This window comes from Haloarcula sp. DT43 (assembly GCF_037078405.1).
In the GTDB taxonomy this organism is placed as follows: Archaea; Halobacteriota; Halobacteria; order Halobacteriales; family Haloarculaceae; genus Haloarcula; species Haloarcula brevis.
Window position 1 is genome coordinate 48,380 of record NZ_JAYMGZ010000005.1, and the last position, 19,945, is coordinate 68,324.

The 19,945-nt window shown below is 56.8% G+C and carries 18 protein-coding genes; 10 read left to right on the top strand and 8 right to left on the bottom strand.

What is annotated here, in order from left to right:
* The 7 genes from cas4 to VI123_RS18000 all read right to left on the bottom strand — a co-directional run bounded on the left by cas4 (position 1) and on the right by VI123_RS18000 (position 8,573).
* Positions 1–549: a CRISPR-associated protein Cas4 gene (cas4, locus tag VI123_RS17970; protein WP_336339445.1), complete on the bottom strand. Its 549-nt coding sequence runs from the start codon at positions 547–549 to the stop codon at positions 1–3.
* Positions 546–3,263 carry a CRISPR-associated endonuclease Cas3'' gene (locus VI123_RS17975; RefSeq protein WP_336339446.1) on the bottom strand — a complete coding sequence of 906 codons (2,718 nt, stop codon included), beginning with the start codon at positions 3,261–3,263 and terminating at the stop codon, positions 546–548. The genes cas4 and VI123_RS17975 overlap by 4 nt, the downstream gene beginning before the upstream one ends.
* Entirely contained in the window at positions 3,260–4,090 is an 831-nt protein-coding gene (gene cas5b, locus VI123_RS17980) for a type I-B CRISPR-associated protein Cas5b (protein WP_407067018.1), read from the bottom strand. The genes VI123_RS17975 and cas5b overlap by 4 nt, the downstream gene beginning before the upstream one ends.
* Positions 4,091–4,104: 14 nt before the next feature.
* On the bottom strand, positions 4,105–5,124 hold the full coding sequence (gene cas7b / locus VI123_RS17985) for a type I-B CRISPR-associated protein Cas7/Csh2 (protein ID WP_336339447.1): 1,020 nt from the start codon (positions 5,122–5,124) through the stop codon (positions 4,105–4,107).
* Positions 5,117–7,153, bottom strand: a complete 2,037-nt coding sequence (cas8b, locus tag VI123_RS17990) for a type I-B CRISPR-associated protein Cas8b/Csh1 (RefSeq protein ID WP_336339448.1) — start codon at positions 7,151–7,153, stop codon at positions 5,117–5,119. Before cas8b ends, cas7b begins: the two co-directional genes overlap by 8 nt.
* Complete coding sequence (cas6, locus tag VI123_RS17995; protein ID WP_336339449.1) at positions 7,153–7,917, bottom strand: CRISPR-associated endoribonuclease Cas6; 765 nt, start codon at positions 7,915–7,917, stop codon at positions 7,153–7,155. The genes cas8b and cas6 overlap by 1 nt, the downstream gene beginning before the upstream one ends.
* Before the next feature lie 311 nt (positions 7,918–8,228).
* Positions 8,229–8,573, bottom strand: coding sequence for a hypothetical protein (locus tag VI123_RS18000; RefSeq protein WP_336339450.1), 345 nt, complete (start codon positions 8,571–8,573; stop codon positions 8,229–8,231).
* 372 nt (positions 8,574–8,945) lie between these two features.
* Between VI123_RS18000 and VI123_RS18005 the strand changes: the two genes are divergently transcribed.
* The 4 genes from VI123_RS18005 to VI123_RS18010 all read left to right on the top strand — a co-directional run bounded on the left by VI123_RS18005 (position 8,946) and on the right by VI123_RS18010 (position 12,823).
* Positions 8,946–9,773: an IS5 family transposase gene (locus tag VI123_RS18005; protein ID WP_336339451.1), complete on the top strand. Its 828-nt coding sequence runs from the start codon at positions 8,946–8,948 to the stop codon at positions 9,771–9,773.
* A 211-nt stretch (positions 9,774–9,984) separates the two neighbouring features.
* The gene (locus VI123_RS19405) at positions 9,985–10,545 is read left to right on the top strand and encodes a DUF7260 family protein (RefSeq protein ID WP_455429077.1); all 561 of its coding nucleotides are present in this window, start codon (positions 9,985–9,987) and stop codon (positions 10,543–10,545) included.
* A gap of 636 nt (positions 10,546–11,181) precedes the next feature.
* The gene (locus tag VI123_RS19335) at positions 11,182–11,703 is read left to right on the top strand and encodes a CPBP family glutamic-type intramembrane protease (protein WP_407067021.1); all 522 of its coding nucleotides are present in this window, start codon (positions 11,182–11,184) and stop codon (positions 11,701–11,703) included.
* Positions 11,704–12,112: 409 nt separating this feature from the next.
* Positions 12,113–12,823 (top strand): hypothetical protein, encoded by a 711-nt coding sequence (locus VI123_RS18010; protein ID WP_336339452.1) that lies wholly within the window; start codon positions 12,113–12,115, stop codon positions 12,821–12,823.
* A 5-nt stretch (positions 12,824–12,828) separates the two neighbouring features.
* On the opposite strand, the gene VI123_RS18015 is transcribed toward VI123_RS18010, so the two are convergent.
* A complete protein-coding gene (locus tag VI123_RS18015; protein WP_336339453.1) occupies positions 12,829–13,482 on the bottom strand; it encodes a hypothetical protein in 654 nt (217 codons plus the stop codon).
* Positions 13,483–13,729: 247 nt separating this feature from the next.
* Between VI123_RS18015 and VI123_RS18020 the strand changes: the two genes are divergently transcribed.
* The 6 genes from VI123_RS18020 (at position 13,730) to VI123_RS18045 (ending at position 19,925) form a co-directional block, all read left to right on the top strand.
* Positions 13,730–15,289 carry an ABC transporter substrate-binding protein gene (locus VI123_RS18020; RefSeq protein ID WP_336339454.1) on the top strand — a complete coding sequence of 520 codons (1,560 nt, stop codon included), beginning with the start codon at positions 13,730–13,732 and terminating at the stop codon, positions 15,287–15,289.
* 88 nt (positions 15,290–15,377) lie between these two features.
* On the top strand, positions 15,378–16,346 hold the full coding sequence (locus tag VI123_RS18025; RefSeq protein WP_336339455.1) for a carbohydrate ABC transporter permease: 969 nt from the start codon (positions 15,378–15,380) through the stop codon (positions 16,344–16,346).
* A gap of 43 nt (positions 16,347–16,389) precedes the next feature.
* Positions 16,390–17,271 carry a carbohydrate ABC transporter permease gene (locus VI123_RS18030; RefSeq protein ID WP_336339456.1) on the top strand — a complete coding sequence of 294 codons (882 nt, stop codon included), beginning with the start codon at positions 16,390–16,392 and terminating at the stop codon, positions 17,269–17,271.
* Between the two features lie 112 nt (positions 17,272–17,383).
* Positions 17,384–18,364 carry an alpha/beta hydrolase gene (locus tag VI123_RS18035; RefSeq protein WP_336339457.1) on the top strand — a complete coding sequence of 327 codons (981 nt, stop codon included), beginning with the start codon at positions 17,384–17,386 and terminating at the stop codon, positions 18,362–18,364.
* A 76-nt stretch (positions 18,365–18,440) separates the two neighbouring features.
* Positions 18,441–19,607, top strand: a complete 1,167-nt coding sequence (locus VI123_RS18040; RefSeq protein WP_336339458.1) for an ABC transporter ATP-binding protein — start codon at positions 18,441–18,443, stop codon at positions 19,605–19,607.
* Positions 19,608–19,673: 66 nt separating this feature from the next.
* Positions 19,674–19,925 carry a hypothetical protein gene (locus VI123_RS18045; protein ID WP_336339459.1) on the top strand — a complete coding sequence of 84 codons (252 nt, stop codon included), beginning with the start codon at positions 19,674–19,676 and terminating at the stop codon, positions 19,923–19,925.
* Positions 19,926–19,945 lie beyond the last annotated feature (20 nt).

The window sequence follows — 19,945 nt, forward strand, 5'->3', positions numbered from 1 at the left end:
TTAACACCAACAGAAGTCGTGGTACGCACAGGAGTCACAGAACGGTTTCTCCTCGGCCGGCGGTGGCGAAGACTGACTGACGATATCGTGGATTCCGCGGATCGCAGTTTCGACTTTTTCGCTCCGCTCCGTGGTAAGTTCGACCGGCTCTCGCTTTCGTTCCCGTGGATGAGCTAAGACTCCGTCCCGCTGAATATCGGCCACACGGTCAAGATACCATAGGTAGTACGACAACTGCATCTCGGCCGGTTCAGTCAATGTCGAGGACGGTTTGACCTCAACGACACGGCCGTCGTCAAGCAGATCCAGTGAGATCATTCCGAGATGGAGGTTCTCGCGTTTGTCGCTGTAGGCTGTCTCGTCAACACGGGTGCCACGGACGACGGTCGCGTTCTCACGGTCAATTTCGAGGTTCCGGCTTTCGAACCAGAGTTCTCGTTTGCACACGTAGTAGTACTGCACCATCACGCCGGTCACGCGGAACGGCTCGTTGACTGGCTCACCGCGGGCCGTGGCCAGGAGCCGGTCAACAGGATCAGCGACCGTCAAAAGAATCGATCCTCCACACCGTATTCGCTCGGTTGCACGCCATATTCTGGGTCGAATATTGAATTCGATGCAGGGAGAATCCGTTCTGGGTCGTGCCGCTTCTCCTCTTCATCGAGTAACGGCTCCAGACTAAGGATACCGCTCGCTGCATCCGTATTTGCTCTTGGGACCGGAATCGAAACTCGAATCGATGCCAATTCATCCCGTTTTGAATCTACCTTATCGAACTTCCGTTCTTTCATAAGTGATTCAATGGCCGTTGCGGAGTCGTGTTCCTCCTTAGTCCGACACACGTATACCTCAACGGACTGCCGACGTTCGATGAGTGATGCTTCGCGCAGTGTCTTCCCGTCTGCCTGCTCGAATGCAGTCACGAGATCATTGCTCTCGGAGACGCTGTGAACACGTTCTCCAACAGTATCATGGTAGCGTTCGATAGCATCCTTTGCCAGAACCTCGTCAGCAAACGCGGTTCCGTGTTCGTCCCGTACGGTTTCGAGAACGGATCGAGTGTGCATCAGGAGATCAGTCTCCCCTCGGTTTCGGTTCGGTGCGTACACCGCGGTTGATGGAGGTGTGTTGCCTTCGCCGGGAGGTTCGAGCTGCCAGACAGTGGTAACACCAGTTTCCGGTGCGCGTTCGTAGGAGCGGTTACACCGACCCGCCGCCTGTACTATCGAATCTAGGGGGGCGAAGTCGCGGTAGACAGTGTCGAAGCTGATGTCGACCCCAGCTTCAACGAGTTGTGTCGAGATGAGTGCGAATAGAATATCCATCCCGGCGAGGTCGTTCGCAACAGCAAGGAGAAACTGCCTGTCGCACGGGCGCACACGCGTTGTCAAGTGTAGATATGCTGCTGTCTCTTTTGTTCGAAGCTCCTCGACAACAGCGCGAACGAGCCGCCCGCGCTCAATACTCGGTCGTGGCTTGCCGTCGTACTCCTTTGTCGCTGACAGCCCACCGATTTCGTCTTCATCAAGCTGCTCTTCATACAATTCAGAGACAGTGACCGGATCAGTCTTGGATTCTGAGATACTATCCACAAATTCTCTCGTAAGCGTTCGAGTGCTTTCTATCGTGTTGCAGATCGCTAACGTCGTATCTCCGCTTACGATGGTTTCTGCGAGCAGGTTTGCTCCATCTGGGTGGGATAATCGATCCTCGTTTTCGGTGACTAGTGCTGTCGGATGGAGTTGATACTGTACTCTCGATGGTGGGTCACCAGTGAAAGCGGATTGTTCGATCTCGAGCAATTGTTCAGATGGAATAAGTTCGAACGAACCCTCAACGAGAGAGGGTTGGGTAGCGGTCATAAGCAACACCTGCGCATCGAACTGCTCAGTCAGCATATTGATGAGCTTCCGAACGATGGGCCACCAGTGCTGTGGGATCGCCTGTGGCTCATCGATAATAACAGTGCTACCCTGAAGCGCGGACAGTTTGAGCGACTGTCCGTTTCGTGGGCCAGCGAGACTCTCAAACAACTGTACAAAGGTCGTTAGCGTCAGCCCGGTTCGCCAACTCTCTGCCAGTAGCACCTCGTGTGAAGCGTGTTCGTCCGTTTCGTCTTCCTCTTCGTTTTCGGTATCGGTTCTTGTTTCTGCGAGGTGGTGATGTACCGTCAGCAGATTACCGGATGTATCTGTCTCGAAAACTTCCTGTAGGGTTCCCGATGTCTGGTCGATGATCGACGTAAACGGAAGTGCATACACGAGTCGTCCATCGTGGTCATCACAGAGTGTAAGGCCCGCAAGCAGGCCAGCGAATGTTTTTCCGTACCCTGTTGGAAGCGTTAACGTGGCCACCGATTGATTGCTTTCAAGAAATTCGTGTGTCTGTGCCGGGATCTCGTCTTGGACCTCGGTTCTGACCTCGTTTAGCTGATTTTCAATATCGTTTTGCGGTTCTCCTCCAAGCTCATTTAGATGTGTTTCAAGTTTATCGAGTGACGGATACTTACCCCATAGTCGGTTATCATCGGAGCCGATTCCTGCAGCATCCGTCTTATCTGCAAACGTTAGCGCGCCAAACAGGATCAAATGCGTTGTGTATATTGACTCATTGAACCGGGTACCTTTCACTTCCAGTTCCCCAGCGAACCCCCCTTTCTTACCTGCATCTTCCACGATATCTGTAAGAATGGGTGAGTCAGAGACGTATCCGATTTTTTCTAGAAAATCGTTCCAAGCACCTTCACCGACTGCTTCCCTGAACAGATCACGGGCGAACGTCTCGGCATGTTCTTCGATTGTTTTGGCTTGCTCAATTGCCTGAATGGTTTGATTGCTCCCCACAGGATCGATTCGAGGTTCATCGAACGTCTTTCGGATATAGCTCGCTGCATCCGGGACATCGCCGTGGTGTTTAGCAACGGCGAGCATTCCGGCTAACCGAGTTTCTCGCTCATATCCGTTCTGTTCAAGAAAGAAGTAGGCAACCAAACTACCGAGTCTTGCATGGTGTTTTGGAGGGTCATAGAACTCATCTCGGATGTATCGTTGAAATGCCGGTGTAGCCTTCGCAAAATCGTGAGCTAGACCGAGAAGCCGAGCTTTATTACTGAGTGGACTCTCAGTCTGTGATCGTGAGTTCTCGGACACAGCAGCAGCTCGGTCACTTACTCCAGTCAAGTGATCCCAGAGCGGTTTTTGTTCACGATTCGTCTCCGACGGATGGGAAATGATTTCCTGCCCCGAGTCAAGCGTCCACGTCATCTGAACACCACAGTTCGATTGTCAACGCTTGCCGTCGTTGTATCTGAAACGGTGAGTGAATTTCCATCCGGACTATACGTATAGGTCAGGTAGCTCGTCGTTCGCCGTCCCGAGAATTCTCCGGACGCTGTTGTCCGTTCCATGAACGCCGGTGATCGTTCCGTTCCATAGTTGACGTTTGGTTCCGGTATCACGCCATCAGGGTCTGGAACCGCAGAATCGACAGCGTGTGGTTCAGATTGTGCTACCGCTGTTACCTCGTATTCGCCGAGGTATTCGATGTCAGCCAAGTATTCGGAGAGACCAAGCGACGGCGTGTAGTATGCCTTTCCTTCCGCGAGATATTCTCGAAGTTCGTCGTACCGTTCGCCATCAGCAAGCCAAAGATCGATTCGATACTCGGGCTCAACGAGGACTTCGTAATTCGTTCGCTGTCTATCCTCTGTCGGATCTGGATAGTAGACACTGACTTTTCCGTATGTATTGACTCCTTTCAGCCCTTCTTGTGATGTAGTGAGGTTGTTTACTGGGAGATTTATTGTCCGCAGTTCGCTCACCGGCTCAATAGCCATCGCAGATGACTCGGGGCCGAACAGGTCGTAATACTGGTTACGCCCGATACCCAAAACTGCGGCCAAGAGCCCAGCGACGGTTGTTCTTGGGATTATTCGGTACGTGGTTTTCACTGTGTTCCCCTCAACGCGGCGGAAATGCCCCCACGGCCCGGATAGCCGAAACGACAGGCACCGATCTGGAAGAGAACGGGAAGTTGCCTCAGTGTCTTGGCTCGTACTCTCGTCGATGTGGTCGTCCAGTTCTGATTGCATCCCTGTATGATCCGTTAGTGATCGTAGACATCGATTTCGTGGACTGATTCGAAGCGATCTTCGAGCGCACTAACGAATCCGTCGTCAAGTGTCTCGCCTTCAAGTGCTATGTCTAGCGCATCGTCAGCAACGACATGCACGGTCTGAATGCGATCCTCATGGGAATTGAGACGGGAGACGAGGTCCGTCGCATCGACTGTTACGTCTTGGACTGTCCGGTAGGAGCGGGCGTCTTCGTCGTCGCCGACAACATCGAGTTCGTGCGTGAGGCCACCAATATGGAAACTGTCAGTGTCGTACTCGACACGAACGTAGAGCCGTGGCTCCTGTCCGACCTTACTACGGGTGATTGTTTGGTTTTTGATCGCACGCCAACAGGTTGAATCCAGTCGCTCAATATCCTCTGTTTTGAGGTTGGTATCCTCTGCGCCGTGTTCATCAACCAATCCATGGAACCCGATCAGGCCGTATTTGATCCGGTGATCATCCAGATCGAATCCGCCCTGTTCTTTTTCGTCGTCGGTTCCGATAACACTAGTGAGGCTATTGTACTCCTCGTTTACCTCGACAGGGTGGAGCGTCTTTCCGGGTGAGAACTGGACCGGACCCGTAAGATGATCAGGCAGATGCGTTTCCAGGGCTTCTATAAGTTCATCAGCATCGGTGTCAATGCTGAACGTTGCACCGAACAATCGAGCGTCGATTGCATTGTCGAGGAATCTGTCGAAGCCATCGAATCCCTCGTCTTCGATTTCCTCAACGGTCGTCACACCAAACGTATCTTTGAGTAACTCCTCTCGCTCTTTGGCGTATTCTCCGCGTTCGCTCGTAATGTAGACACCCTCACCGTCTGCCTCAAACTGATCGCGGAGGTAGCGTTTCAGCCGAACGTCAGTGACGATTGCCTCGTTGGTTACAGGATCGATTCGCGGTCTGTTCGCTCCACTGAGCGGATTACCGTTTGGGTTCGCATCAACGGCATCGTACAGGAAGACGATTTCCGAACGGTTCTCGACGATATTATCGTTACTCATTGTTAGTCTCCGAAGTGCTGGAATCGTTTTGTCCGTAGGCGATGCCCATCGCGTAGTGGAAGCGAAGATCTTGCGTCGATAGCTCCCAGTCGGTTGGTTCGGCTGTTTCAAGGCCGTCACACACAGTATCCATTAATTCTCCGTACATCGTCCCTGCATATTCATCAGAATAGACGATGTTGCTATCAACAACCTCCGTCGCAATTCGCCTGATATTGTGTTTGGTGAGGTTGTCTATCGGATACTGTTTGACCGCCGTCATGCTCTTACCTTCTCTACTTTGGTACCGGGAAATGCGGCCGACAAGTGCGCCGAGAGCAAATACTCCCTCCCTCGTTTTATCGCTCAATGCTGGGTGGTCTTCGATGAACTGCTCGAACTGTTCTTGACGATTATTTGCCGTCGTCTGTGATGTCTGATCGCTCATGTGTTGTGGCTGTGTTACGAGTCGCTCATCATCTGCGGTGAGCAAGTCACACGCTCTAAGCGCATTAAGCTGCACGTACTGCTGTGCGAGAGTCGCTATCGGGAACGGATATTGGCTGTCCGGATCGAATCGGTCTACCAACTTTGCGACGTACTCTTCAAGTAACTCCTCAACGCGAAGCTGTTTTCCACTGGCAATCGTCGCCGTCCCTCGGAATCGGAAATCGTCACTACTTGGATCATCGGCGTCATCACCGAGACAAGTCTCTCCAAGATATGCGACACTGGAGATAACATTTGAGAGAGGTTCCGGTTCCGTAATACTGAGCAGAGGGAACTTCTCGCGTTTCGGGAATATTTCTTTTTTCTCAACCCATCGGCTATTTTGTACAGTCCGGTGTTGCTGGGTTATTTCTTCAATGATGTGAATTGATGCTGTTGGGGTCGCCGCAAGAACCCGCCACCGATCTTTTTGATATTTGTTAACAATGATGAGCGAGAACCGGATCGTATCTAGTCTATCAAGCTTCTTGAGCCGACGATACTTGTTTCCGACAGGAGATTCTTCATCGTCCGCCTCAACTTGTTCGCTCAGTAGTTCATATACTGCTCTTGCGCTGTCCGCGTCAATCTTCCCCGTCGGATACGGGAGATAGAACGCTGACGTCCCGGGAGCTGGGATAGCACACGCATCAAGGAACGTGTCCGCGTTCTGTGCCCGAATCGCCGCATCACGACCGAGGCCTTGCGTCTGCCACGACTGATCAGCATTGAGAGCGGGGAACTTCTCCATCTGTTTTGAGAGATAGTGCTTCATCGGGTCGTCAACGACACCGTAGACCGTTTCGTCAGTGTCGAAAACGAAGCACGTCCCGTCGCCGGAGGCGTCTTCGGCTTCGTTTTTCGCTCGAAATTTACCCGTCTTGCGAGCCGCCATTGCTTCTTGAAGAACTTCGATTTCACCGGGATAATGCCACATTTCGTCGGGCTGGAACTGCGCCGTTGTGGTCAACACATCATCGTCGAATGCAATAGCGACTGTATGGAGGAGTTGTCCTTCTTTGGAAACGAGTGACTCGACTTCCTCTCGAATTTTTGTTTCGACTGAATCATCTTCTCCCAACTCCGCTAACGTCTCAATTAGCCAGCCGTCATCGTGTTCTGATGCCGCTTCGATTACAGCATCTTCTGTAGGCCAGCGCTCCAATCGCTCGAAAGCATGGTCGCTATGCTTTTCCGGTCCGTTGGTCTGTCCAGACTGATGAGTGATGCTGTGATCAACGCCCATCGCAGCACTGAATTTTGAATGGGCTACACGTGACACCAGATCCTCAGGGAACATTTCGAGCCTGACTGGTGGGTCTCCGAGTGTTGCTTTTTCACCTCTGAGATCGACACGAACGACAACTAGTGTCTCGTTTCCAATCTGATCGGCAGCAGCGTCCGGAGTCAGGTATGCGCCATATGGCCCCGTCAATCCTCGACCGAGCGTATACAGGGCCCCGTAGAGCACCTCGATGTCACGGAGCGATGCGACCGGACGACGTGGAATCGTCGATTCAATCGTTTTGTCAGCCACGTCCTCAAGGGCTTCCGTGTTCATCAGTTTGCCTCCTTGAGATTCACAAATCCGAGCCCCAGCGAGTTCCGTTCACCGAGCCCACAATCCAACGCGAGGTTCAAGTGTCGACGGTGATGATCGTCCCGAACCGTGTACTCGAACTGCCATTTGCTCAGGACGTAGGTCATCTCTTGGCCCTCAGTGACAGTCACTGGGATGGCGAACGTCTTGAGTAGTTCGTAGCCGTCGAACAGGTCGCCGTCGACATCGCTCGGCCCCGGTAAGTAGTCGTGGGCGAAGCGGTCATGTTTCTGATCGAGGTTGTCCTCCAACTGCCTCCGGAGCGGCTCCATCGAATGTTCCGGCCGCCAGAAGACGGCGGTGTCGCCGCCGGGATGGTCGATACCGTACTCGTCGCATCGCCACGGTGGAATCCGAACCAGTAGACCAGTTCCGGTTTCAATTGTCCCGCGCGTGCCCGGCTCGCCGACATCGGGCGACAGCGACGTGACATCGTCAACGCGAAACGGCATTTCGCCGATGTTCAGTTCCGGTTCCTCCAGCAAGTCAGCAGCGACGTGTGCCAGTAACTCCTCCTCTGGCGAGGCGACCAATAGCTTCCGGTCATCACCTGCCTCCATATCGTGGGGAGGGAACGGGTTGGAGTAGGCGAACCCCGGCGGCTGGCCGTCGTCATGGCGTTGATCGTACTTGGTATCGTCAAGCGCGTCCCAGAGCCGGCCACGGAGCTTGTGGTGATAATCGTTCTGATAAGCTGCATCCGTGCGTGCCGACAAATGAGCCATTACACGCACTCGGATGACTCACCGTTACCAATCATACAATCTGTAATATATATTGGCACAATAAAAAAACACAGGTGGTATTGAAAAATATTATACACCAATAATATCAATTTGAGAGAAGATAGCTCTATTGGTCGTGATTACCGCCGCATGCTCCACCGACCAGACTGACGGTCAGTACAAATAGCGGCTCTGTTGAAATCCTATTGTTTCGATAGCTTTCCCGATGAATCTGCCGTTAGATAGGACTGCGTATCTCCCAACGTTCTCGTACCCGCTATTGAATTAAGAAACCGCGCTACGGATCACCGTTAGGCGAGGGAAGTATTTCGTCTATTGTGTACTTGGGAAAGCAAACCGATGACTCCACCAAGAACGAAGACGCCCGCAAGGAGAGTCCACTCTCCATCAAGATATTGCAGGACACCAATTGCGATGAGGGCCCCGTAGAAGATTGGTTGGTAGAGTGGATGATCTCGGACGCCTTCAACCGTTGCTGAGAGCACTAATGGAACAACGATAATCCAGATGAGCACCGAGAATATATTTGGCTGACCAAGATAAACGAACTCAAGGTACGTAGCAATCGCTACAATCGCCAGCATAACCAACAACGCTTTCGGACGGATTCGTTCTCGAAAAGTGGAGGAGGACATTATGCTACTTGCTTCCATATTCTGGTCAATATACTTATGTGGCTCTGTTGAAATCCTATTGGTTCGACACGCCTCCCTGAAACAGCCGTTCGGTAGGACTGCGTATTTATTGATTCACAGGTCTACTATCCGGTGACCTGTTCAAGGATGCGACGGTCGATTCTCCAAGCTACTCCTGCACTTAGTACAGCCATAGCTGCTCCGAGTGTGGCGAGCGGAGCGTATCCGCTCAGTGCAAGTGGAACTCCGAGACCGAGGAGACCATACTGAATCGCCATTCGTTTGTTCCCATTAGGCTCTGGTGAATCGCTGTACGGCGTCGGCTTCGACCGTCAGAACTAGGAAGGTGAAGCGGGAAACCGCAGATGGTTCATGTCTAAGATTTCCCGCTTCACTAGCAAAGCGGTCCAGTTAGCTAAAAATGCTGTTGGAGACCGAGGCGAAGTCGCCGCCCCCGAAGGGGGTGGCGGCTTCGCCGAGTATGCGGTGCTGTCGCTGCACTGTCTGCGGGTTTACTTGGAGAAATCCTACCGAGAATCACTTGATTTGCTGAGCGAGATGCCACATATTCTTGGGGAGATCGGCCTCGAGGCGGCCGATCTCCCACATCACTCGACGCTAGTGAAGTGGTTTGACAGGATCAAGACAGCACTCTGGCGAGTGCTGCTGCGCCTCTCGGCGCAGTTGCACGACCCGAGCGGACACGCTGCTATCGACGCGACGTTCTTCGACCGCGAAAACGCTAGCAATCACTACTGCCGGCGGACGAATTACCGGGTGCAGACGCTCAAAACAACCGCTCTCGTGGACACAGAAAGCCACGCGATTCTGGACGTTCACTGTACGACTGAGAAAACGCACGACACACAGCTCGGCTGGCAGGTCGCCCGCCGCAACGCGGGCGACCTTGCCAGCCTCGCCGCCGACAAGGGCTACGATTGGATGGAGTTACGCGAAAAACTCCGCGAAGAAGGCGTGAGACCACTGATAAAGCATCGTGAGTTCCGGCCCATCGATCCGCGCGTTATGCGCGTGATCGATGGGCCTCGCTACCGGCAACGAGCGCTGTGTGAGACCGTCTTCTCGACGATCAAGCGCACGCTCGGCGACGCCGTGCGTGCGCGAACTTGGTATGGCGAGTTTCGAGAACTCGTGTTGATGTGTGCAGTTTACAACATCAAGCAGGCTGTGAAACCGTGAAATCAAGCACCGTCTGGCGATTCACCACGGCCCATCCAACAGCTACCAGCCCTGTCACTTCCGCTAGTCGCGCTAATTGCACGTACTGACTCTATGACTTCGACATCGTGGCGTTGCACGTAGATAGCGCGGACCGTCCGGACCGCACGCCATGGAACCACTCACCACGTGGCGGAGAGGTGCCATAGAAGTATGGTCTATGTTGACCAGAATGGTGAGCGGTCAAGCAGTTGCTACAGTGCTGTTTCCAGTGAAAGACATAGAGCCAGCGACAGATGGTTGTCGAGGGCTCTCTTGTGAGTTCGCTGGGTTCGTAATCGACCCAAGCGTCGTCGCTGGAATCGTATTCATTGGAGTGGGAGTACTGGTAGGACTGGGACATGTGCGTTCCGCAAGTGAAGCATGTCAGTGTGAACGCCATCGGGTTCTGAACGAATGCGACGCATTCAAAGAGTTTGCGGACCGCGTAGCGGCACTCAATCCTGTCTCTGTGGTGTCAGCAATCGCAACAGCAGGTGGATCGTCTACTAAACACCACCAGACAATACGCTCGGGAAACGCGACGGACAGCACGCTGCGGCGGGTGGTATTGATATACAAGGAGACGGTGATGTCGGTGCCACACTACGAGGCGGGCTATGACGAGACGGTTCCCGAAAGCATGGCGGCCGAGCTGAGCCCGGATACAGCGGCATCGCTGGCAACGAACTCTAGAACATCGTCTTGGTATGCATCACGACGTCGCTCGAGAAACCATATCGCACAACGCTGAGAGGAGTCAAGCTTGTCCGACGAGGAGCCGTCGGTCCCTGAAGAGGTTCTTACCAGTGCGAAGGACCAACTCGATGGCGAAGAGTTCTCGGTGGTCGACAAGCTCGTCGATCCACTGTTCGATGTATGTGTAATTAGCCGGTGAAAGGGTATAGAATATCCGTAGATAGATCTGTATAGGGAAATAGAGCTGTAAGAAAATCTCGGAAAGGGTGGTATCGACAATAAATCTCTTCGGAATGAATACATAGGTTTAGAGAGGGGCGAAATTAGTATGAGATCTACGATTGATATGATGAGTACGGTAGATAGGTTAACATATTTCGATGCCAGGCACAATTATCGGATAGAATTGTCCTTAAACTGGACTGATTTGTGATCGAAGTCGATTGTCTGCCGGTAGGACTTGCCAAGCTCGTACCGGACCGCAAGGAGAGCAAGCCTCACTCATTCGGCTGACTACCGCCGGTATCCACGTGGCAGTCGGGGAGACGCTCGCCACTAGGATGATCCCAGAGAAACTGATCGCGCTCCCCTTTCAATTCGTGTTCGTCGCCCTCGTCGGGGCCGGACTTGACGAAGAGTGGGCTGCGCGGATTCGCTCTCCCGCGGTTACAGGATCGGGTATGATGCCGTGGTGGCCAATCTCGTGTTGGGCGTTCTCTGGCCGTGCTGGCACTATCCGCTGTTTTTCGTCGGCAGCGATATTTTCGCTCAGTCTCCGTTCGAACTGTACCTCTTCGAAACGACAGCCATCTCGTTTGTGCTGGGCTGGATCTACAGTAGCACCGGCGGCAGTCTCCTATTCGCCGTCCTCGCACATACCGCACAGAACCTCACCACGAGCACAGTAGAGAACCTCGTATTCAACCCGTTTCTGGGAGCGCTCTCTTCGTTACAAGACGAACTCATCGAAGCCGGGGTGTGGACCGATGTCGAGTGTGGGGCTGGTCAGCAACTCCGGGACTGTCACCGGGTCGCCGGCTTGGCTGTGCTCTATCGCCGCGCGACTTGGCGAGGTCGTCTGTTAACTCTTCGCGCCGGGGCGTCGAGATACCGAGCTACCTCCCGGTCACCTCCCGTTTTTGCCACCGATCGACGCTGGTGGTGGTCAAATCTGACAACTCTCTTCCGACAATACCGGAATATCACGATCTAGATGGAGCGGGGACAGTGGAGCTATTCTCTACCCCGTCGGTTTCGGCGGATCAGCGGAATTTCGTCCGACGCACGCAGATAGTAATAGTGGTACACTTGTTATTCTAACTGGCCGCCTCGTTAGTTCCCAGTTGGAAGGTTGCTCCCTTTCCGTGTGGTCTCGACAGACAAATATCCGGTATTACCGGACCAAATTCTTGCCTCGGCAGTGGATTGATTACAAATCAGAGCTCTGGTATCGGTTTCACAGGTCGGTATTGACGACAAATTGGCCGAAGTCCGAGACACACCGGACCAGGGACACCGACGCGATTCGGATGAGAATTTTCCGGTGATAGCGGACAAGATCCAACGTACGTTGGATTGGCTGGGACCGCAGGAGTATTGGACGTGGCTCGTCCAGTGTGGGTATGACATACGCCAGCGCAGTCGTCCGCAGTGCGCGGTTGACGGTCCGCAATCCGTTCGCCGTCCTGCTGGTGAGCGTCGGTGTGACGGTCTCATTGCTTCCATTCGTCACCGGAATTCTGGTGGCCGGTGGGGCGGGTGCCCTGATCGGGCTCTGGACGTCGTCGTTCCTGCTAGGGTTCGTCTGGGCGGCCGGTGCCCGATTGATGACGGTCATCCTCGAGCGGGAGGTGTCGCTCGGGACGGATTATTTCTGGGCAGGCTTGCGCGAGGCCAAGTACGTCGGGCCGGTGGTGGGTATCGGGACGTTTCTTGCCTCGGCGCTCGCGATAACGCTACTCTCGATTCCCGGAGGTGACGTTCTAACGCTCAGTCTCGGACTCGTCGGCGTCTACGTGCTGATCGGCTGGTTCGTCCTCGTGACGTACGCACTGACGCTCTGGGCGGCCCTCGAGAATCCGCGGGAAGTCCGTTCGGCGTTTGGCGATGCTATCACGTTGATCCTTGAGGAACCGGTGGCGGCCGGCTGGCTCGTCGTCCAGTCGGCCGGATGGACGCTCCTGGCGATCCCGTTGATCATTGCGCCAGTCCTCGTCCTGCCAGGGTTCGTCCAGCTTGTCGGCACCGAAATCGTCAGGATCGCCGCAACTGAGAGTGAGGGACACGAGCCCATCGGCTCGTCGGACGATACCAGCGGGGAGGAGACCACATGAATGGATCAGCCTGCGGAGTGATCAGCGTCCACGCCTAGTGTGACGTGGGCAGCCAGTAGACAGAGCGTCCCCGGCAGGAACAGTCCGATCGTGATAACTGTCACGCCCGCGAGCAGAACGAACAAGAACGAGGCGGTGAGGAAGACTGCGGCCGCACGCGGTGCGTCGAGCAGTCGGGCGAGGCCAGTCCGGAGTGAGGCGCTGAGCGGCTGGCCAGCGCCCAGTTCGGGCACCGAGAACGCGACGAGCAGGTACCACTCGATCGGAAAGGTCACTGCGATTCCGACGGCAAACGCCCCATACGCTGGCGGTATCACCGAGACGAGTACGAGGCTCCCGGTGGTGATCAGAAACGTGAGCCCACCGAGGGCGAGCCCGGTCATCGGTGTGCCCAGCGTGGCGCGGATCGGCGGAAGAACGGCGATCGGTACGCCTCGTTCCGCGACGGTCGTCGCAAACCGGAACCCGGCAATCAGTGTGATACCAAGCAGGAGGCAACTCGTCCACAGACCACCCAGAACCGCGGGAACCGTCCCAACGGTAGTCGTTGCGGCCAGCGGTAACATCGACAGCGAGACCAGCAGGCTCACAACGACGGTTCCGACCAGGTTCCGATAGCCGTTTCGGAGCGTCGAGCGGAGGCTCTCGACGACGGTCATCTCGCGGTCACCCCCTCGAGCCGATTCGGGGTCGTCCCGTCATTCATAGCCGATACTCACCGGCCGCGGACTTGAGAGCGGCGGTTCGCCCGTCCGTAACAGACTATCAAACGAGTACTGGACTTATGCAAACGTTTATATTCGTTAATTACGTTCACCGATTTGTATGACAGATAGTGACGAAAGCCGTTCCACAGAGCCGAACGTTCGTTCAAAGCGCCATGTGACGCGACGGAATTGGCTCCAGATGGCCACCGCGACTGGCGTCGCTGCTCTTGCCGGCTGTTCCGGCGGCGGTGGCGACGGCGGTGGCGGTGGCGATGGTGAGAACGGAACGACGAACGGCGACTCGGATCAAGTAACCACCATCGAGTACTGGCGGTGGCCCCACTCGACGGACCCCTCGAACGCGGGCGAAGACGAAATCGTCCAAGCCTTCAACGAAGGACCGGGTGCAGAGAAGGGGATCCGGGTCGAGCAGGTAACGAATCCGTACGGCGACCACGGGCAGGCTGTCCGGACGGCGATCGGGTCGGACGACGCACCGGACGTCGCGTGGACGTTCACCCGTCAGTACTACGACCCAGTCGGGAAGGACCGGTCGACGATTGAGGAAGAGTCGCCGTTCTCCTACATCGACAACTACGTCGACGAGGATATCTTGGGGCAGTTCTACGAGCCCTACATGGAACTCCAGCGGTCGTACTTCGGAGGTGTCATCGGTCTTCCGTTTATTTCGGGCGTTCGACCGGGCCTGATGTACGTCAACGTCGACGCCTGGAACGAAGCGGGGCTCGGTGACCTCCCCGAGGGCAGCTGGAGCTGGGAAGAGTACCTCAACGCCGCAGAGCAGATGGATGGGACGGAAGTCAACGGAAGTACCGTCAACGGCGTCGGCCTCGGCCTCTCGGACGCCGCGTCGAACCAGGAGTGGGACAACTTTTGGGGCACGATGTCGCGGACGGCCGGGAGCCTGATCGGGAACGGTTACCAGAACCAGGACAGCCAGACCGTGCTGACGACCGCGTCCGATCCCGAAGTCGAAGCGTGGAACGCGCTCTACGGGACTCCGATCGAGAACGGCTGGACGAACAACCCCGGCGCGTACGAGTGGATCGAGATGCAGGACCCCTTCATGTCGGGCCAGATCGGCCTCCTCAGCCACGCGACTTACTCCCGGGTCCAGTTCTCCAGCGAGGCCGAAATCGAGTGGGACACTATTCCATACCCGACCAAGAACGGCGCAGAGAACTACGGTGTGTACGAGCCCCACACCGGCGTCGCGCTCATCCTCCACACGACGTTCAAGGAGGAGGTGGGTGCGAACCCCGAGGCGGCTGCCGAGTTCATCAAGTACCGCAATAACGCCCAGAACCAGTACAACTGGTTCAACACGTCGTCCCAGACCGTTCCGAACCGCGAGGCGTACCAGCTGATGCAGGACGAGGGCGTCTCCGACTTCGTCGAGCAGTCCAACGGGCTGGACGTCCAGAGGCGTGTCCACCAGAGCATGCAGGACTGGGCATCCATGCAGGAGGCGATACTGAATCGCTACCCTGACATCGCGACGAACGCGGCCGGCAATCCGATTACGACCACTCCCACGAACATCGCCAGTGGACGCGTCCACGATACTATGGGCGGCGCACTGCAGCGACTGGCTCAGAGCAACAATAACGATCCGCAGGGACAGCTCACCCAAGCAGAAGAGCAGTGGGCACAGTACATCCAGCAGTCCGAGGACAACACGGTCGACGAGTCCAGTGTCGGGTACAACGCACCCGAACCGCAGGCTGGCCCGCTGTAATCCACCGTATCACGATTCACACGACGCTCACCGCGCGCTGATCCACCAGAAGCAAAACAACTTTCATGTACAACGCTGAACATCGATTATGGCCTCTGAAACAGAAGAACAGTCGATAGAGCTACCCGAGGACAAGTCGTCCGGGGCCCGCTCCCTCTTCGATAACCTGTCGCTACAGCGTCAGGAAACGATCGAGGGATGGTTATTCGTGGCCCCGAAGGTCGCTATCATCCTCTTCGTGCTCGGCTTCCCGCTCGCCTTCGGGATCTACTTGAGCTTCACCAGTTCGAGCCTGCTCAACCTCCCTGGCGAGTTCGTCGGGCTTGAGAACTACAGGTGGCTAATCAACTACGACGTCTGGTGGACAGCGGTCAAGAACGTCCTGCTCATCGGCGCCGTGAAGATTCCGACCAACATCATCTTCTCGTTCACGGCAGCGCTGATCCTCCGGGAGAAGATCCGTGGGAGCACGCTGTATCGCATCGCGTTCATCATCCCGGTCGCCGGACCGCCGGTCATCTGGGGCATCGTCTGGCGGCTCATGCTGTTCCCCAACGAAGGCGGTATCGTGAACTCGCTGCTGCTTGCAATCGGTGCTGTCGGCGAGTACATTCCCTTCCTGTCGAGCCAGGCCCTGGCGGTCCCGTCGGTCATCATGTCGGTGATCTGGTCGTTCGGTCTCTCGATGCTGATCTACATGGCGGCCCTCTCTGGACTGCCGGCTTCGGTTATGGAGTCCGCGGCGATGGACGGCGCTAACAAGTACCAGCGCGTGCGTCACATCATCTGGCCGCTGATGAAGCCGACGACGCTGTTCCTGGTCGTCATCCAACTGGTCATGGTGACTCGACTCGGGTTCGCGACCGTGTTCGTCATGACCCAGGGCGGACCACTGAACGCCTCGATGGTGCCGTCGTATCTCGTCTACAACCTCGCCTTCACCTACAACGAGTTCGGCCGCGCTTCGACGGTCGCGATCGGGATGTTCATCATCACCGCCCTCCTGGCGCTACTGCTGTACAAACCGCTGCAGGGTAACACGGAGTACTACCAATGACAGGAATCACCACTGACGCACACGCCGGCGAGGTGACCAGTCGATGACGTCTGAACACGAGCGGCTGTTTGAGAGTCCCGACACGCTACAGGGCCGTATCGAGCGCCTCGGCGCACACGTTTACTTGTTGGCCCTGGCACTCCTGACTGCCGGCCCCTACGTCACGATGTTGCTGATCTCGCTCATGGGAGAGGGATGGCAGCCCGTGACGCCCCCGAAGCTAATCCCCGAAGTTTGGTCGTTTATCAACTACACCAACGTCTGGACCGGGAACACGGCGCTGCTCGACGAGCCCTTCATCGGCTTCTTCGTGAATTCCCTCATCTACGCTGTCGGGGCGACCCTCGTTATCCTTGCCATCGACACGCTCGCAGGCTACGCGTTCGCCCGACTGGAGTTCCGGGGACGAGATCTCACATTCCTCGCTATCGTCTCGACACTGATGATCACCCCGATGATCCTGTTCATCCCAGTGTATACGTGGTTCAACCAGTTCGGGCTCGTCAACACGCGCCTGGGGATCATCCTGCCACACACGTACAGCGCCTTCGGGGTATTCCTGATGCGTCAGTTCATCAAGACACTCCCCTCGGACCTAGAGGACGCGGCACTCATCGACGGCTGTTCGCGATTCGGGGTGTTCTGGCGCATCGTCGTCCCGATGCTCAAGCCAGCGCTCGTGACGCTGGGGATCGTCACGTTCATCACGGTCTGGAACTCCTTCCTCTGGCCGCTCATCCTGGCGCGCGACTCGGCGCTGTTCAACCTTCCGGTCGCGCTCGGGTTCTTCCAGGGCCAGACGAACACGCTCTGGGCACCGCTGATGGCGGCGACGGCCATCACCCTCGTGCCGATGATCATCCTGTTCGTCTCGATGCAGAAGTACTACGTCCGCGGGTTCGTCGTCGGCGGCCTCAAGGGCTAACTCGCGACCCAGACGTCCGCTTCTCTCGACGCTTCTCTCCTCACCGCTGCCGTGGATCCGTCGTTTTTTGGCCCGTAGCTTTATCCGACTCCCCCACCCCTTCCAGACCGAGATGAACGACGTCACGGTCCACGAGGGAATCACGTACGCCGACCGCGCGGCCGGCCAACTGAAGCTTGACCTGTACCTCCCGGACAGCGACGCCCCGCCGCTGGTGGTCTACGTCCACGGCGGGGGGTGGGTCGCGGAGACCCGTTCGAACGTCCCGGAGCCGGAGCGGTACGCCGCCGAGTGGGACTGCGCGATCGCTAGCGTCAGTTACCGTCTCCAGAATGTCCCGGACGACTCACCCGTCGAAGAGATGTGCGACCCGTCAAACCCCACGCCCAGGGGCACCTTCCCCGACCACTTCGTGGACGTGAAGGCCGCGATCCGATGGCTCCGTGCCAACGCCGGCGAGTATGGATACGACGCTGAGGCCGTCGCCGCGTGGGGCTCCTCGGCCGGTGGGCACATTGCCCTGCTCGTAGGGGTTGTCGACGACGTGACCGATCTCGGGGACGCATTCTCCGACGAGATTGAGAAGACCGTTGCGCCTGAACAGTCCGGCGCCGTTCAAGCGGTCATCAGCTGGTACGGACTCGCGGACTTCACGCTTACTGAGGACTCTGACGGTATCGTTCCGGTACTGCTCAGCGGGAACCAGTCCGAGCGCCCGAAGCGGTACCGGCAGGCCAGTCCCGTCACCCACGTCACGAGTGAGAGCCCACCCACGCTGCTGATGCACGGCCGGGAAGACGAGGTCGTCGACGTTGAGCAGAGTCGGCGCTTCTTTGCGGCCTTGGACGACGCGGGTGTGAACGCAGTCCGTTACGAGTTACACGATCTGAACCACGTCTGGGCCGAGCACGTCGAGGCCACAGAGTCCGAGCGCGTCGGGATGGACCTGCTCGCGGCGGAGCCGACCCACGCGCAGTCAGTCTACGAGGCTACGCACATGAGGAGGGGAGAGTCGCCGGCCCCGTTGGTCCCTGACCTTGTACCGGCCGGACCAGGGGCTATTCGGCAGTTCCTCGACCGGACGATCCGGTAGGAGTCCCTTTCCGCGGGACGGAGGCCCCCGGGTGATAGAAAAACCTTAATGGTTACGAACTGAAGGACGGATAACGATGGGAGAGCTAAATCTGGAGACCCTTCGGAAGGAGTTCGGAGAAGAGGGCGGCGAACACGTCGTCGCGGTCAACGACCTCGACATCGACATCGAAGACGGTGAGTTCCTGATCCTCGTCGGTCCTTCGGGCTGTGGTAAGTCGACGACGCTGCGCTGTATCGCCGGCCTCGAACAGCCCACGAGCGGCGAAATCGTCCTCGACGGCCAGCCCGTCACCCAGCGCAAGCCCAAGGACCGCAACATGGCGATGGTGTTCCAGAATTACGCGCTGTACCCACACATGACCGCCCGCGAGAACATGGCCTTCGGGCTCCGGATGACGACCGAGATGTCCAACGAGGAAATCGACGAACGGGTCGTCGATGCCGCGGAACTGATGGGGATTGAGGACCTCCTCGAGAAAAAGCCCGGTGAGCTCTCCGGCGGCCAGCAACAGCGCGTCGCGCTCGGGCGGGCAATCGTCCGGGACCCCGAGGTGTTCCTGATGGACGAACCCCTCTCGAATCTGGACGCGAAGCTCCGAACCCAGATGCGGACCGAACTCCAGGACCTCCAGCAGGACCTGGACGTGACGACGATCTACGTCACCCACGACCAGACTGAGGCGATGACGATGGGTGACCGCATCGCCATCCTCAACCACGGCGAACTCCAGCAAATCGGGACACCTAAGGAGTGTTACCAGGAACCGAACAACCAGTTCGTCGCCGGTTTCATCGGCTCTCCCAGCATGAACTTCTTCGACGTCGAACTCGCTGACGACGCGCTCGTCAACGAGGACTTCCGTGTACAGATTCCGAACAGCATTCGGGAAGAGCTCGCCGGGCGGGGTTCCGAGTTTGTCATGGGCATCCGACCGGAGGAGGTCCTGAGCGAAGGGGACGCGACTGGCCACGAGGACGCGTTCGGCATTGACGTCAATGTGGTCGAGCCACTGGGAGACGTCACGTACCTCTACACCGACATCGCCGGCAGCGAATCGACGATCAGCGTCAATCGCAACACCGACATCGAGCCCGGCGACCGAATCCAGATCGCGTTCCCGCAGAGCGAGATCCACGTCTTCGACAGCATGACCGGCGACGCGCTGATCACGCGGGGTGAACCCGCCGGCGAGGACCTAGTTGATGACTCCGAGACTGGCTCGGAAGCTTCGGAAGCCTGACCACGCGCCGACTGGCGCCCGATCGCCCCTGTCAACGTTTTTCACCCGCGGCTCACACGAGGGGCCATGCACACCATCGGTCCGATCTGCGTCGGCTACATCGGGACGGATTTCCTTGATCGACTGCGAGCGGCCGACCCCGACGTGGTCGTCTTCGATATCGCCGGCGAGGCGGTGGCTTGTGCGACCGACCGTGGTGCCTCGGCCGCCGACAACCCTTCGACGGTGGCCGAGCGGACCCACGCCTGCAAGGACCACGCGGCCGCGTTGCTCCGATACTGGAGGACGCTTAACGCGGCCGAGGTCCGCTTCGAGTGAGGCCGGTGGAAAGATTTAAC

Coding starts and splice junctions, on each gene's coding strand:
- VI123_RS18045 (WP_336339459.1), top strand. CDS start 19,674: ATGCACACCATCGGTCCGATCTGCGTCGGCTACATCGGGACGGATTTC.
- VI123_RS18005 (WP_336339451.1), top strand. CDS start 8,946: ATGTCTAAGATTTCCCGCTTCACTAGCAAAGCGGTCCAGTTAGCTAAA.
- VI123_RS18035 (WP_336339457.1), top strand. CDS start 17,384: ATGAACGACGTCACGGTCCACGAGGGAATCACGTACGCCGACCGCGCG.
- cas8b (WP_336339448.1), bottom strand. CDS start 7,153: ATGAACACGGAAGCCCTTGAGGACGTGGCTGACAAAACGATTGAATCG.
- VI123_RS18015 (WP_336339453.1), bottom strand. CDS start 13,482: ATGACCGTCGTCGAGAGCCTCCGCTCGACGCTCCGAAACGGCTATCGG.
- VI123_RS18025 (WP_336339455.1), top strand. CDS start 15,378: ATGGCCTCTGAAACAGAAGAACAGTCGATAGAGCTACCCGAGGACAAG.
- cas7b (WP_336339447.1), bottom strand. CDS start 5,124: ATGAGTAACGATAATATCGTCGAGAACCGTTCGGAAATCGTCTTCCTG.
- VI123_RS19405 (WP_455429077.1), top strand. CDS start 9,985: ATGGTGAGCGGTCAAGCAGTTGCTACAGTGCTGTTTCCAGTGAAAGAC.
- VI123_RS18000 (WP_336339450.1), bottom strand. CDS start 8,573: ATGTCCTCCTCCACTTTTCGAGAACGAATCCGTCCGAAAGCGTTGTTG.
- VI123_RS18030 (WP_336339456.1), top strand. CDS start 16,390: ATGACGTCTGAACACGAGCGGCTGTTTGAGAGTCCCGACACGCTACAG.
- VI123_RS18010 (WP_336339452.1), top strand. CDS start 12,113: ATGACATACGCCAGCGCAGTCGTCCGCAGTGCGCGGTTGACGGTCCGC.
- VI123_RS18040 (WP_336339458.1), top strand. CDS start 18,441: ATGGGAGAGCTAAATCTGGAGACCCTTCGGAAGGAGTTCGGAGAAGAG.
- VI123_RS18020 (WP_336339454.1), top strand. CDS start 13,730: ATGGCCACCGCGACTGGCGTCGCTGCTCTTGCCGGCTGTTCCGGCGGC.
- cas6 (WP_336339449.1), bottom strand. CDS start 7,917: ATGGCTCATTTGTCGGCACGCACGGATGCAGCTTATCAGAACGATTAT.
- cas5b (WP_407067018.1), bottom strand. CDS start 4,090: ATGCAATCAGAACTGGACGACCACATCGACGAGAGTACGAGCCAAGAC.
- VI123_RS17975 (WP_336339446.1), bottom strand. CDS start 3,263: ATGACGTGGACGCTTGACTCGGGGCAGGAAATCATTTCCCATCCGTCG.